Genomic DNA, 12,566 nt, shown 5'->3' with positions numbered 1-12,566 from the left:
TCACCAAAACGAAAAAACAAAGATCGGTCGGCTTTTTCGCCTTCCGAAAACGGATCGTTATGAAACAATGCGTCCTTCTTCATTTTTTTCCTGTCCTGAGGGAACCAAAGCTTCCCAATTCTGTTAATGGCTTTCGCCTTTCCCTAGCGGTGACGCCCCTTTGTGGCGGGAAATGGGCAAAATGTGCCTCCCATCTTTTAGCCTATAGCAATAATAAAGACTGTTGCTGAATCAACACAAAACAAAATGTTGTGGGCTGAAGTTGTTAGACCAAAGCGTACTTTCAAATGTGATAGTTTTTGCGAAGCATGATTGTGTACAGCGAGAATAATGCTGGTTGGGGGTATCAAAAACAATGGTCAACAGAAGGCGCCGCTATCGGCGCGATTACACCTCTGCGAGGCGACAAAACGCACGAAAGATTAAAAGCATCCTACTGACTTTATTGATATTTTCAATTCTCATTGCCATTATCGTCTCTCTACCTGACAGTCGGCAATCCAGGAAAACTCTGGCTGGATCCGCCTATGTCATTGATGGTGACACAGTTATTCTCGACAAGATTCACATACGGCTTGCAGGCATTGACGCACCGGAAATGCAGCAAAGCTGCCAGATCGACAAACGCGATTACCTTTGTGGCCGAGACGCACGCAAAGCTTTGCTAAATACGATCAATGCAAGTGCGATTCGATGTGAAAAACTGGGACTTGATAAATACGGACGCACATTAGCGACATGTTATCGCGGTGATACAAACCTCAACCAATGGATGGTAGAACAAGGCTGGGCGGTTGCCTATGGCGATTATCGCAGCGAAGAGGCCACCGCACGTCGTGAGAAGCGCGGCATATGGGCTGGCAGTTTTGAGGCGCCATACCAGTGGCGCAAAGACCATCAGCAACCAAACGCCGATGCTGAAACCGGCCATGAAACACGATCATCCGATGTAATCAGCGATATGATTCATTATATCAAAGGCCAAGTCGTTAAACTGCTGAAAGCAATTTGATCTGGAGAATTACAGAAAGAATGGAAAATCTGGACGAGCTCAAACACTCGATCCAGGCGTGCCGCATTTGTCGTGACACGCCCGAATATCTGCCACCTTTGCCACACGAACCGAATCCGGTTTGCATTATTTCAAATACGGCACGCATTGCGATCTGCGGTCAGGCACCCGGCATTCGCGTGCACAACAGCTCCCTGCCCTTTAACGATCCGTCCGGCGATCGGCTACGGCAATGGCTCGGCACAAGTCGCGAAGAGTTTTACGATCCATCGCTTTTTGCAATCGTGCCGATGGGGTTTTGTTTTCCAGGCTATGACAAACATGGTGGCGACCTTCCGCCACGTCGTGAATGCCGCTCGACTTGGCATGACCGCGTTTTTGCATCCATGCCACAACTCGAATTCATTCTGGTTGTCGGGCAATATGCGCTTGCCTACCATCTCTCAGAGTGGCGCAAAACAAGTCTGACCGAAACAGTTGAGAACTGGCGAAACTTCATAGAAACACCAAATGCTGCGGGCCGAACCGTTTTGCCCTTACCGCATCCATCGTGGCGCAACAGTGGCTGGCTCAGACGTAATCCATGGTTTGACGCGGACGTCGTTCCCGCTTTGCAGCAAAAAATACGCAAACTGATTGGCCCCAGAAAATAATTTTTAGAACCACCATTCTCAACAGAATATTTTTCCTGTAAATTCCAGCCAAGGCAAACGATAAGGTATTAAGTTTCACACATCCACAGGGTTCGGGAAACAGTTTCTAATATCGGGATAAAAATCGCATGGACAGGCTAGACAGAAAAATACTGCGTTTATTGCAGGAAGACGCAACACTGGCGGTAGCCGATGTCGCTAAGAAGGTTGGCCTATCCACAACCCCTTGCTGGCGCCGCATCCAGAAGCTTGAGGAAGATGGTGTCATCAAGCGCCGTGTTGCTATCCTCGATCCTGTGCGCATCAATGCACGAGTAACGGTATTTGTATCCGTGCGCACCAGTTCGCACAGCAATGAATGGTTGAAGCGCTTTTCGGAAGTTGTTCAGGAGTTTCCAGAGGTCATCGAATTTTACCGCATGAGCGGTGACGTCGATTACTTGCTGCGCGTGGCTGTGCCAGACATTGGCGCTTATGATGCATTCTATAAGCGCCTTATTAGCAAGATTGAAATTCGTGACGTGTCTTCATCTTTCGCTATGGAGCAGATCAAGTACACGACAGAGCTGCCGCTCGACTACATGGTACTCGACAAAGAAAGCAATTAATCACGCGTTACCGCAAAAAGCCCCGGATTCCCGGGGCTTTTTATGTTTACTTCGTAGAACTTGTAACGCCTGCTTGTTCAAATGTTGCCATTCCGCTGTGGCAAAGCGCTGCCGCTTTGACGATACCAGCGGCAAGTGCTGCACCCGTTCCCTCTCCAAGACGCATGCCAAGATCGAGAAGTGGCTTTTTACCCATCTTTTCAAGTAGCAGCCGATGCCCCGGCTCGGCTGACACATGGCTAAACAAGCAATGATCAAGTGATGTCGGATTTGCTGCGTAAAGAACTGCGGCAGCAGCACTTGCAACAAAGCCATCAACGATGACCGGAATTTTTTCCATGCGGGCTGCAAGGATTGCACCTGCCATCGCGGCCAATTCACGTCCGCCAAGGCGGCGCAGAACTTCCAACGGATCTTTCAGGTGGTCCTGGTGAAGTGTCACCGCAGCGCGAACCGCCGCAAGTTTGCGATGCAACAACTCACCCGTCGAACCAGTACCCGGACCAACCCAGTCTTCAGCCGCACCACCGAAAAGCGCCATAGCAATGGCTGCGGCAATCGTCGTGTTGCCGATGCCCATTTCGCCGATGCATAGAAGATCAGTTCCACCCGCAATCCCCTCCATGCCAAAGGCCATGGTAGCCGCACAAGTGCGCTCGTCCATGGCTGCTTCTTCGGTAATGTCACCCGTTGGGTGTTCAAGCGCCAGATCGAAAACCTTAAGGCCCAGATCATGTGCGATGCAGAGCTGATTGATCGCAGCGCCACCGGCGGCAAAATTCTCAACCATCTGCGCCGTTACGCTTGATGGGAATGGCGTGATGTTCTTAGCGGTCACGCCGTGATTGCCAGCAAAGACTGCGACCAGCGGACGATTGATCTGCGGAATGGATTTGCCAGTCCATGCAGCCAGCCATGCGACGATTTCTTCAAGCTGCCCGAGCGAACCTGCTGGCTTGGTCAGTGTCGCTTCCCGCGCACGCACAGCCGCTTCCGCACCAAGATCTGGTCCCGGCAGATTGCGGATGAGTTCACGGAAATCGTCAAAAGGAAGGCCACTGGCACTCATATCGTCTGGTCCAATCAATCAATGGAGGATGCAAAACTATTTTGCCCGTCCTATAAGCACTTACGCAAATTTTCAAATCACCTCTTTGCGCCAAGGCTTATTGGCTGCAATTATTCCTTCTGATGCCATGTCGTTCTTAAAGCGGAGCAAGCACTTGCAGCGAAATAGCTTCATTGGAGATACAATTCGTGCTCTGGGGTTTCTAAGCCGTTTGCCACTGCGAGCCGCATGGCTTGAGGGTTCCAGCGATTCGCTTAAAACAAGTGTGCGGGCTTTTCCGTTCGCCGGTGCCGTGCTTGGGCTGTTTGCAGGGATAGCACTGCTCTTATCCGATTATCTGAACCTGCCTGCACTAGTTTCCAGCTTAATCGCTATCGGTGCACTCGCTGCCATGACAGGCGCATTGCACGAAGATGGCCTTGGTGACAGCGCAGACGGCTTTTTCGGAGCTTCAACACCTCAACGTCGTCTCGAAATTATGAAGGACTCGCGTATTGGCACGTTCGCGGCGCTGATACTCATCATCTGGACAGGCCTTAAAGTTGTACTTCTAGCCACCCTTATCGAGAGAGCCGGCCCTTGTTACGCCACGCTCGCGCTCATTGGCGCAGAGTCTGCAAGCCGAGCAGCTATGCTTGCTCTCTGGTATGGTCTTCCATCAGCGCGCCCCGGTGGCCTTGCTGATAATCTGGGACAGCCAAGCTGGGAAACGCTTGTTTGCGGCAGTTTGCTTGGTCTTGGCATTCTGGCCGTGACCAGCGTTCAAGTGGCGGGATTTGCAGGCTTCATAAAGGCCCTGCTTTTCAGCGTTGTCCTGGTCTTTGGTTTTGCAAGACTATGCGTTGCCAAAATTGGCGGACAAACAGGCGATACGCTGGGTGCGGCACAACAGATTTGCACGCTTGCAGTCTTACTTGGCCTTGTCAGTGCGCTTTGATGCAACCACATTGATTTCATGAATACCGCAGCAATCGAATCGCCATGCATTCTGGTGTGCGTGATAGACAGTCAAACCGGGTTTTGTCTGGGTTGCGCCCGGACGCTTGGTGAAATTGCCAGTTGGTCGAGTATGGATATGGATCAACGGCGCGCAGTCATGGCGCTTTTACCTCAGCGACATGAAAGACTGGAAAAGAGAGAAAACTAATGGGGCGTTTGTTCTGGATCGTAATTGCAGCCATTGCAGTTGTTATTTTGCTGCTGATGGCAAACGATAACAGCGGCACAACGCTTGGAATGGCCAATGACGCTTTTGGCCAGGCGGCCTATATGGGCATATGGGGTGTGGTGCTGGCGGCAGGCATTTTAGGCTCCGGCATCAAACTCAGCGATTTTGCCCGGAACATGGCCGTCTGGGCGGTTATTATTCTGGCTCTCGTTGCAGGATACCAATATCGCTATGAGCTACAGGATGTAGGAAGCCGCATCACGGCTGGCCTTATTCCCGGCAGTCCGATTTCAGGACGAGCCTCAGATGGTTCTCTCACCGTCACTCTTGCAAAATCGGCCAATGGTCATTTTGAAGTAAATGGCCGTGTAAATGGTGCGCGCGTACATTTCCTTGTCGATACAGGCGCATCTTCGGTTGTGCTCTCAAAGGAAGATGCCGAACGCGCAGGCATCGACACATCATCGCTTGCCTATAATGTGCCGATCAACACAGCCAATGGCAGGGCAACGGCCGCAAGCATCACCATCGCAAACTTACAGATTGGCGAGATCCAACGTGAGAATATCCGCGCCATGGTTACGCAAGAAGGTCTGATGACCGGCAGTCTGCTTGGCATGAATTTCCTGCAAACGCTGGGTGGGTTCAGCGTTCGCGGCGATCAGTTGATTATGATGGATTGATCACGCTGCTTCAGCGCTGGCTTCCATGACGGACGCATAGGCCTGACGCAGCAAATCACTACTAGCATCCGGCTTTGAGGCATCGGTCGAGAGCATCTGGCGCCAGCGGCGCGCGCCAGGTTGCCCCGTAAACAAGCCGATCATATGTCGACTGATATGCGAAAGCCTGCCACCATGCGCAATATGCCTGTCTACATATTCGCACATTGCCTCGATAATCTCGGCCATATCGACGTGCTTTTCGTCTTCGCCATAAATCAGATGATCGACATCGGCTAAAATTGCCGGATTGTGATATGCGACGCGGCCCAGCATGACGCCATCTGTGTGATCAAGATGCGCAACGGCTTCTTCAAGCGCACTGATGCCGCCATTTATACCGATAAATGTCCCCGGCAAGCGCTTCTTCAAGCGATAAACACGGTCATAGTCTAGTGGCGGAATATCACGGTTTTCCTTGGGCGAAAGGCCTTTCAGCCATGCTTTGCGAGCATGGACCCAAAGCGCATCAGCTCCAGCGTTAAGAACCTGATCTGCAACCGCATCAAGTGCGACTTCCGGGTTCTGATCGTCGACGCCAATCCGGCACTTGACGGTGACAGGCACAGAAACAGCCTCTTTCATCGCTGCCACGCAGCGGGCGATCACATCGGGCGTCTGCATGAGACACGCGCCGAATGTACCCGACTGCACACGGTCAGACGGGCAACCGACATTGAGATTGATTTCATCATAGCCAAAACCCGCGCCAATCCGCGCAGCTTCCTGCAATTTGACCGGATCCGAACCGCCAAGCTGCAAAGCAATTGGGTGCTCTGCCGCGTCAAACCCCATCAACCGCTCACGTGGGCCGTGGACGGCAGCATCGGCGACAACCATCTCCGTGTATAGAAGCGCGCGCTTTGAGAACAGCCTGTGAAAATATCTACAATGTCTATCAGACCAATCCAGCATCGGTGCCACAGAGAACCGATGGTCGGGATAATTGCTATTTTTATTTTTCATTTCAGTCATTTAAACAATTATCCTGAGAATACGATTCATCTGAGCATGAAAGCTTCAGATTGAAAGCCGTGCTTTAAGTCGCGCAAAAAGCCACAAACAATACAAATGATCAAGTTTTTGGGTCACGAAGGCGATCAAATCATCGAATATTGTGACTTCCGCGCTTATTACGAATTAAAATCATTATACGCGATTCTTAATACCAAAACTTGAGGACCATATTTTGACCGACCTGTCCCCCTTCAATAAGTCGTTCGATGCTTTTCTGTTTGATATGGACGGCACAGTTCTGAGTTCCATTGCTGCGACCGAACGCGTCTGGGGACAATGGGCCACGCGCCACGGCATAGATCCGGTGACGTTCGTTCCAACCATTCATGGTGTGCGTGCAGTCGATACAGTGCGCAGGCTTGGGCTGCCGCATCTCGACCCGGATACAGAAGCCAAGATTCTGCTCGATGCGGAAATGGCCGATCTGGACGGAATTGAAGCTATTGAGGGTGCAATCGATTTCCTCAAATCGTTGCCAGAAGATCGTTGGGCTATTGTCACTTCAGCGCCCATTGAGCTAGCACGCCGCCGCCTTGCGGCCGCCGGTATTGCGCTGCCGAAGGTCATCGTTTCGGCGGAAGATGTCGAGCGTGGAAAGCCTAGCCCTGAATGCTTCCAGCTAGGTGCAAAGCGCCTTGGCTTTGATCCGCATAATTGTCTGGTTTTTGAAGATGCACCTGCCGGTATTGTTGCAGGTGAGACCGCTGGTGCGCATGTCGTTGTTGTGACGGCAACACATCCGCATTCGCCAGAAACTGCTCATAAGAGCATCAATAGCTACAAAGAACTGAAACTATCGGTCGATGCCGAGACTGGCATTCTGTCGCTGACAGACGCTTCAATCTGATACAAATATGAAAGGCGCGTGTTATATCACGCGCCGCCCTTCTCGCCAGACCGTACGAATAATCGGCACATGTTCGGCAATCTGTACCCGCACAAGATCACCACGTTTGCCAATTGCGATCTCGCCGCGATCGTCAAGGCCAACTGCTTTAGCGGGATTTGCTGAAACAAAGCGCATTGCCTGCGGCAAGGTGATTTCCTCCATAACATCAGCCATGAAGAATGCCGCCTGCATCATGCTTGCCGGAATATAATCTGACGAAATAATATCAAGATGACCGGCCTCCGCCAGCTCACGCGCAGAAACATTGCCGGAATGCGAGCCGCCGCGCACCACATTGGGCGCGCCCATCAGGACTGACATGCCGGACTCTTTTGAGGTCTTCGCAGCCAGATGTGTGGTCGGAAACTCCGCAACCCGAATACCCTGCGTTTTCGCCTCTGCGACATGATCTGCTGTTGCATCATCGTGGCTGGCAAGCACTATCCCGCGTTCGTTGCAGGTGCCTGAGATTGCAATTCGGTTTGATACCGAGTGCAGCTTGGACTGGCCCATACGCTTTTCGCAATAGCGAATAAACTCTTCTTCCGAGACTTTAAGCTTGCTCATGTAATAGAGCTTATAGGTCTCAATGTCGGTAAACTGGCGCTGACCGGGCGCATGATCCATCAGCGAAACCAGTTTGACCAGCGGGTGCACTCCAAAACGCTCAAATGCGCTCAGGCAATCAGGTGCCGAAACCTCGCAACGCAAATGCAGATAATGATCCGCACGCAGCCGTCCCGCGTCGCGGCCTTCTGCAATGGCAGAGGAAAGCTTGCGCATATCTTCAACGCCAGTGGCAGCCTCTTCGTCAAAGCCAATACGCAAGGCATCGAATACGGTCGTAATGCCAGAAGCGGCAATCTGCGCATCGTGGGCTTGTACAGCGGCAACCGGATTCCAACGCACCTTCGGACGCGGCGCATAATGGCCTTCAAGATGATCGGTGTGTAATTCCACCAGACCCGGTGTCAGATAATCCCCCTGCATGTCCTTGCCGGAAACGGATGCGCCAGACGCAATATCGGCGATCATACCATCTGCGATTTTGATCGTTCCATGGATTACTTCATCAGGCAGAATAATATTGGCATTTTTTAAAATGAGTTCAGTCGTCATTCCTTATGGCCTCCCCACGGCCCTCGATGACCGTTTGGGCACCTTATCACCACCTGTCATAGGGTGAAGCGAATGAATCTCGAAAGGTGCACCTTTTTCTGGTTCAACGAAAAGCGCCAGATTGGCCACCTCAACCGGTTCATCAAGGACGGGTGCGAAAAACTCATCAAGTGTACGTTCAACCTGTGGGCGCTGTTTTTCATCCACAGGCCCAGTCAGCGTCATATGAAATCGAAACTCATCGAACACATAAGGATAACCCCAACGATCCAGATTCATCCGCTGTGCTTCGCTCAAACGTTCAGGGCGGCGCTTTGCGATTTCCGCATCACGCAAGGGTGCACGAAAGCGGTCAAATGAAACAACAACGTCATTAGCCAGTTGGTTTAGTTCGGCCACAGGTTCTTCAGGAACAAGTGCGAAGAACGGACCAATGCCCTGCACTTTCAGACGCGGAATAGCGAACGGAGCAGTTGATGACGCAAAGTACATCAAAGCGGAGATCAAATCGCTTTCCTGAAACCCATCATCAAGCCTGAATGGCGCTTTCAATGTTCCATGAAAACCGTAACGGCGGGGTTCTTCCGTGAGTGCAGCAATATCTTCTGCAGCAAGTGTGCGAATCGCCGGAAGTTTCACCGCCTCGCCACTAAACGCGCTGCGCCCCAGCCAATTTGCAGCAACTTTCAAAAGCGCATCGCCTGACGGCGGCGTGAAATAAATCGCGTAACGCATAGTGATTCCTCTTTTGCCAGGATCGTTACACGAGGAATGTGGCAAGTCGATAAAGGCTGGCTAAATCAGGATTTTACATCAGGGGAAATTCGTATAGGCGTATGTCCCAATAGCTATGAGGAGATGACTATGGGTGGTTTCGCGTCGATTGGTGAATGCATGATCGAACTGTCAGGGGGCGATAGTGATCAATGGCGCATGGGCTATGCGGGAGACACGCTGAATACCGCCTGGTACATGCGTGCACTGACCGATCCGTCATTTCCAGTCGATTATGTCAGTGCGTTTGGCGAAGATGATTTCTCGCAAAAACAGCGTGCCTTTCTTGATGCAAATGGCATTGGCACGGCACACAGCCCAATCATCAAAGGCGTGCATCCGGGGCTTTATGCGATTACACTTAATGGTGCGGAACGCTCATTCACCTATTGGCGCAGCGATGCCGCAGCAAAGCGGCTTGCCAGTGATAAGGATGCTCTGAGAGCAAGCCTCACTGACCGCGATATGATTTATTTTTCCGGCATCTCGGTGGGGATCGTCTTTCCCGAGCATCGCGAAACGCTGTTCGATGTCTTGCGTGAATGCCGTGCCAACGGCGCGCTTATCGCGTTTGATCCGAATTTCCGCCATCAGCTTTGGCCAGATCGCGAAGCTGCCAAAAAGATCATCAGTGAAGCAATGCAGATCGCCGATATAGCTTTGCCTACTTTTCCGGATGAACAGGCATTGTTTGGCGATGAAACTGCTACAGCTTGTGCAGAGCGACTGATCGGGCTTGGCGTCAAAGAAATTATAGTGAAAGACGGAACTGAACCCGCGTTAGTTATCGCGGATTTCCAACAAAGCCTCGTACCTTCTGTTAAAGCGAATGCAGTTGATACGACAGGCGCAGGCGATAGCTTTAATGGCGGCTATCTTGCAGCCCGGCTCAAAGGTTTGTCACCTGTCGAAGCCGCAACGAAAGCGCATGCCGTTGCTGCCCGCGTGGTCGAAATTCGCGGCGCGCTGGCTCCGATGGATACCGCACGCGCCGCTTATTCTTAAAGCTCAGCCTTTTGTGAAGGTAAAGTGGCTTGTCTGGGCGTAAACTTCGCCCGGACGCAGGATTGATTGCGGAACATAAGAATATTGAAGCGATCCCGGCCAGAGCTGCGGCTCAAGACAGAAACCAGCATGTTTGCCATAAGGCTTGCCCGTCAGCCCGATACAATCATTGGCCATCGTGTTGCCAGCATAGAACTGAACGCCGGGTTCTGTCGTCGATATATCCAAACGAATGCCCGAACGTGCCCCTTTTACGGATGCACAAGGACGCAATGGGCCACGTGCAGCAGTCAGGCATAAATTGCTGTCATATTGGAGTTGTTTGCCGTTTTCATCATAGCGGATTGGCCGGAAAACTCGGAAATCATAGGGCGTGTCTTTGACAGGCAGAATGCGACCATCGGGAATCAGTGCTTCATCGACTGGCATATAGGCATCGGCATCAATTTTGAGCTGATGATCGAGAATATCGTCCTCTCCGCCATCATCGAGATTAAAATAACTATGATGCAAGAGGCTGCAGGGCGTTGCCTTATCCGTCATAGCCTCCAGATGTACGACCAGCGTACCATCACTCTTCAACGTGTAGGTGCAGCTGACATTCAGGTTTCCGGGGAACCCCATTTCGCCGTCCTTGGACAGTATCCTGAGAGTTACAAAATCCGCACCCGTTTCCACGATATCCCAGACCCGGTTTCCCAGTCCCTGGCTGCCGCCATGAAGGTTGTGAATACCCTGAAAATTTGGCTCGACATTGTAGGTCGTGCCGTCAAGCTCAAAACGGGCATTGCGAATACGGTTTGAGAAGCGGCCAGCAATTGCGCCCAGGTGCGGCGAATGTGCAGGATAGTCATTAAAATCACGATAGCCGATAACAAGCGGTGCTTCATGGCCTTCGAGACGCAAGTCCTGAATGGCTGCGCCCCATGTGATCACTTTTGCCTCAAGTGGGCCATTGGCGATGGTCAACCGATGAACCGCCTGCCCGTCCGGTGCATATCCAAATATTTCTGCTGTCAATTTATCCGCCCATTTTTATGTCGTTACAGAGCCATATCAAGCAGCATCGCCCCTTTCTACGCAAGAGCCAATTACAGCAACCTGCTCGCCGCCTTCACGTTAAGATTGAAGAGTAAAAACAGGTATTATTTCGTCACTGGATGCGTTAACATCCAGTATATTTAAAAATTATCTTAATTCAGAATATAAAAATTGAGGTTTTTATTTATGAAAGCCAATTTCAAAAAAACTATGGAGTATATTTTTAGCGAAGAAGGTGGTTTTGTTGACGGCCGCCGCGATCCGGGCGGCGCAACCAACATGGGAATTACCCTCAATACATTATCTGCATGGCGTGGCCATCGAGTATCACCACAAGATGTCAGAGAACTCACAGAGACGGAGGCATCAAAAATATATCAGCAGCAATTCTGGAATAAGATTGACGGTGACAATCTACCCTCCGGTGTTGATTACGCTGTTTTCGACTTTGCTGTTAATTCCGGGCCGGGTCGTGCGGCTAAAATGCTGCAAGCGACTGTCAATCAGCATGAGGATGGCGTCATAGGCGCTCAAACAATTGCGGCCATCTCTGCTCGTTCACCCGTGGAGATCATAAATGCGCTTTGTGATGCACGAGCCTCTTGGCTCAAAAGCCTGTCTACGGCATCAACATTCGGAAAAGGTTGGCTGGCCCGTGTGGAACGTGTGCGATCACGAGCACTTGCAATGGCTTTGACGCTGCCATTCGTCGAGCCAATGGAACCAAAAATCCAAGGGCTTCCGAAAGCACGTCAGCAAGACACTGCTGTGACGACAGCTCTTAAACATCCATCCGCGCTTAGCGCCTTAGCAAGTGTAACATCAGGCCTCGCAGCCATCGTGTCAGACCACCATTTTGTGCGATATGCGCTGGCAATTGTGATGATTGGGTTTTGTATAATTGGGCTTTGGCATTTGGTTCAGAGGGTAAGAAGTGAACCTTAGCCGAGGCAACTTTGCTACTATTTCAAAATTTTGTAATCCGCTTTATGTTGCGCTTCGCATAGCAGACACCTTATATGCGCGATCAAAGCTCTGGCTCTTGAGAAAGCAATATGACTTTCCCTATCGCCGGAAACACGCTAGATACGCGCAGATACTCAGACGCATGCCTGTTGAGGCATCGCAGGAATAAAGGAATCGAAACTTGTCCTCTACTTTTGACAAAGTCGCCGACATCATCGCAGAAACCAGCGAAATCGACCGTGACACCATCACGCCGGATAGCCACACTATTGATGATCTTGGTATCGACAGCCTCGACTTCCTCGACATCGTATTTGCGATCGACAAAGAATTCGGCATCAAAATTCCGCTTGAACAGTGGACGCAGGAAGTGAACGAAGGCAAAGCTCCGACCGAAGAATACTTCGTACTCAAAAACCTTTGCGCCAAGATCGAAGAGCTGGTTGCAGCTAAAAAAGGCTGAACAGCCACAAAAGCTGACGGTATAAGAGGGTGAACATCCGTGTTCGCCCTGATTCCGTTT

15 protein-coding genes are annotated in these 12,566 nt (G+C 51.1%); 10 read left to right on the top strand and 5 right to left on the bottom strand.

Features of this window, described 5'->3' with window-relative positions:
* Positions 1-445: 445 nt before the first annotated feature.
* From RI570_RS10865 to RI570_RS10855, 3 genes are all read left to right on the top strand, one after another.
* Positions 446-1,012, top strand: a complete 567-nt coding sequence (locus RI570_RS10865; RefSeq protein ID WP_313828419.1) for a thermonuclease family protein — start codon at positions 446-448, stop codon at positions 1,010-1,012.
* 20 nt (positions 1,013-1,032) lie between these two features.
* Entirely contained in the window at positions 1,033-1,665 is a 633-nt protein-coding gene (locus tag RI570_RS10860) for a uracil-DNA glycosylase family protein (RefSeq protein ID WP_313828418.1), read from the top strand.
* Between the two features lie 128 nt (positions 1,666-1,793).
* Positions 1,794-2,273, top strand: coding sequence for an Lrp/AsnC family transcriptional regulator (locus tag RI570_RS10855; RefSeq protein WP_250039709.1), 480 nt, complete (start codon positions 1,794-1,796; stop codon positions 2,271-2,273).
* Between the two features lie 46 nt (positions 2,274-2,319).
* On the opposite strand, the gene cobT is transcribed toward RI570_RS10855, so the two are convergent.
* Complete coding sequence (cobT, locus tag RI570_RS10850) at positions 2,320-3,342, bottom strand: nicotinate-nucleotide--dimethylbenzimidazole phosphoribosyltransferase (protein WP_313828417.1); 1,023 nt, start codon at positions 3,340-3,342, stop codon at positions 2,320-2,322.
* A gap of 154 nt (positions 3,343-3,496) precedes the next feature.
* On the opposite strand from cobT, the gene RI570_RS10845 reads away from it, so the two are divergent.
* From RI570_RS10845 to RI570_RS10835, 3 genes are read left to right on the top strand one after another with little or no spacing between them, the layout of a single operon-like run.
* Positions 3,497-4,279, top strand: a complete 783-nt coding sequence (locus RI570_RS10845; RefSeq protein WP_313828416.1) for an adenosylcobinamide-GDP ribazoletransferase — start codon at positions 3,497-3,499, stop codon at positions 4,277-4,279.
* An 18-nt stretch (positions 4,280-4,297) separates the two neighbouring features.
* Positions 4,298-4,489 (top strand): DUF1289 domain-containing protein, encoded by a 192-nt coding sequence (locus tag RI570_RS10840; protein ID WP_313828415.1) that lies wholly within the window; start codon positions 4,298-4,300, stop codon positions 4,487-4,489.
* Positions 4,489-5,193, top strand: coding sequence for a TIGR02281 family clan AA aspartic protease (locus RI570_RS10835; protein WP_313828414.1), 705 nt, complete (start codon positions 4,489-4,491; stop codon positions 5,191-5,193). The genes RI570_RS10840 and RI570_RS10835 overlap by 1 nt, the downstream gene beginning before the upstream one ends.
* On the opposite strand, the gene dusA is transcribed toward RI570_RS10835, so the two are convergent.
* Complete coding sequence (dusA, locus tag RI570_RS10830; RefSeq protein ID WP_313828413.1) at positions 5,194-6,207, bottom strand: tRNA dihydrouridine(20/20a) synthase DusA; 1,014 nt, start codon at positions 6,205-6,207, stop codon at positions 5,194-5,196.
* Between the two features lie 214 nt (positions 6,208-6,421).
* Between dusA and RI570_RS10825 the strand changes: the two genes are divergently transcribed.
* Positions 6,422-7,096: an HAD family hydrolase gene (locus RI570_RS10825; RefSeq protein ID WP_250039701.1), complete on the top strand. Its 675-nt coding sequence runs from the start codon at positions 6,422-6,424 to the stop codon at positions 7,094-7,096.
* A gap of 21 nt (positions 7,097-7,117) precedes the next feature.
* On the opposite strand, the gene RI570_RS10820 is transcribed toward RI570_RS10825, so the two are convergent.
* Together RI570_RS10820 and RI570_RS10815 are read right to left on the bottom strand one after the other, a co-directional pair.
* Entirely contained in the window at positions 7,118-8,257 is a 1,140-nt protein-coding gene (locus tag RI570_RS10820) for an alpha-D-ribose 1-methylphosphonate 5-triphosphate diphosphatase (RefSeq protein WP_313828412.1), read from the bottom strand.
* A 3-nt stretch (positions 8,258-8,260) separates the two neighbouring features.
* Positions 8,261-8,992 (bottom strand): DUF1045 domain-containing protein, encoded by a 732-nt coding sequence (locus RI570_RS10815; protein WP_313828410.1) that lies wholly within the window; start codon positions 8,990-8,992, stop codon positions 8,261-8,263.
* A 129-nt stretch (positions 8,993-9,121) separates the two neighbouring features.
* On the opposite strand from RI570_RS10815, the gene RI570_RS10810 reads away from it, so the two are divergent.
* The gene (locus RI570_RS10810) at positions 9,122-10,036 is read left to right on the top strand and encodes a sugar kinase (RefSeq protein ID WP_313828409.1); all 915 of its coding nucleotides are present in this window, start codon (positions 9,122-9,124) and stop codon (positions 10,034-10,036) included.
* A gap of 3 nt (positions 10,037-10,039) precedes the next feature.
* On the opposite strand, the gene RI570_RS10805 is transcribed toward RI570_RS10810, so the two are convergent.
* Positions 10,040-11,056: an aldose epimerase family protein gene (locus RI570_RS10805; protein WP_313828408.1), complete on the bottom strand. Its 1,017-nt coding sequence runs from the start codon at positions 11,054-11,056 to the stop codon at positions 10,040-10,042.
* Between the two features lie 207 nt (positions 11,057-11,263).
* On the opposite strand from RI570_RS10805, the gene RI570_RS10800 reads away from it, so the two are divergent.
* Together RI570_RS10800 and RI570_RS10795 are read left to right on the top strand one after the other, a co-directional pair.
* Positions 11,264-12,022 (top strand): glycoside hydrolase family 108 protein, encoded by a 759-nt coding sequence (locus RI570_RS10800; protein WP_313828407.1) that lies wholly within the window; start codon positions 11,264-11,266, stop codon positions 12,020-12,022.
* A gap of 202 nt (positions 12,023-12,224) precedes the next feature.
* Positions 12,225-12,506, top strand: a complete 282-nt coding sequence (locus RI570_RS10795; protein ID WP_313828406.1) for an acyl carrier protein — start codon at positions 12,225-12,227, stop codon at positions 12,504-12,506.
* Positions 12,507-12,566 lie beyond the last annotated feature (60 nt).

It is taken from the genome of Brucella pseudogrignonensis (assembly GCF_032190615.1).
GTDB classification, from domain to species: domain Bacteria; phylum Pseudomonadota; class Alphaproteobacteria; order Rhizobiales; family Rhizobiaceae; genus Brucella; species Brucella pseudogrignonensis_B.
Note: the sequence above shows the minus strand (reverse complement) of the source record. Positions and strands in the feature narration are given on the sequence as shown.

Bases quoted from the DNA above. Each gene is read 5' to 3' on its own strand.
- RI570_RS10860 (WP_313828418.1), top strand. From the start codon at position 1,033: ATGGAAAATCTGGACGAGCTCAAACACTCGATCCAGGCGTGCCGCATT.
- RI570_RS10855 (WP_250039709.1), top strand. From the start codon at position 1,794: ATGGACAGGCTAGACAGAAAAATACTGCGTTTATTGCAGGAAGACGCA.
- cobT (WP_313828417.1), bottom strand. From the start codon at position 3,342: ATGAGTGCCAGTGGCCTTCCTTTTGACGATTTCCGTGAACTCATCCGC.
- RI570_RS10840 (WP_313828415.1), top strand. From the start codon at position 4,298: ATGAATACCGCAGCAATCGAATCGCCATGCATTCTGGTGTGCGTGATA.
- RI570_RS10835 (WP_313828414.1), top strand. From the start codon at position 4,489: ATGGGGCGTTTGTTCTGGATCGTAATTGCAGCCATTGCAGTTGTTATT.
- dusA (WP_313828413.1), bottom strand. From the start codon at position 6,207: ATGACTGAAATGAAAAATAAAAATAGCAATTATCCCGACCATCGGTTC.
- RI570_RS10820 (WP_313828412.1), bottom strand. From the start codon at position 8,257: ATGACGACTGAACTCATTTTAAAAAATGCCAATATTATTCTGCCTGAT.
- RI570_RS10815 (WP_313828410.1), bottom strand. From the start codon at position 8,992: ATGCGTTACGCGATTTATTTCACGCCGCCGTCAGGCGATGCGCTTTTG.
- RI570_RS10810 (WP_313828409.1), top strand. From the start codon at position 9,122: ATGGGTGGTTTCGCGTCGATTGGTGAATGCATGATCGAACTGTCAGGG.
- RI570_RS10800 (WP_313828407.1), top strand. From the start codon at position 11,264: ATGAAAGCCAATTTCAAAAAAACTATGGAGTATATTTTTAGCGAAGAA.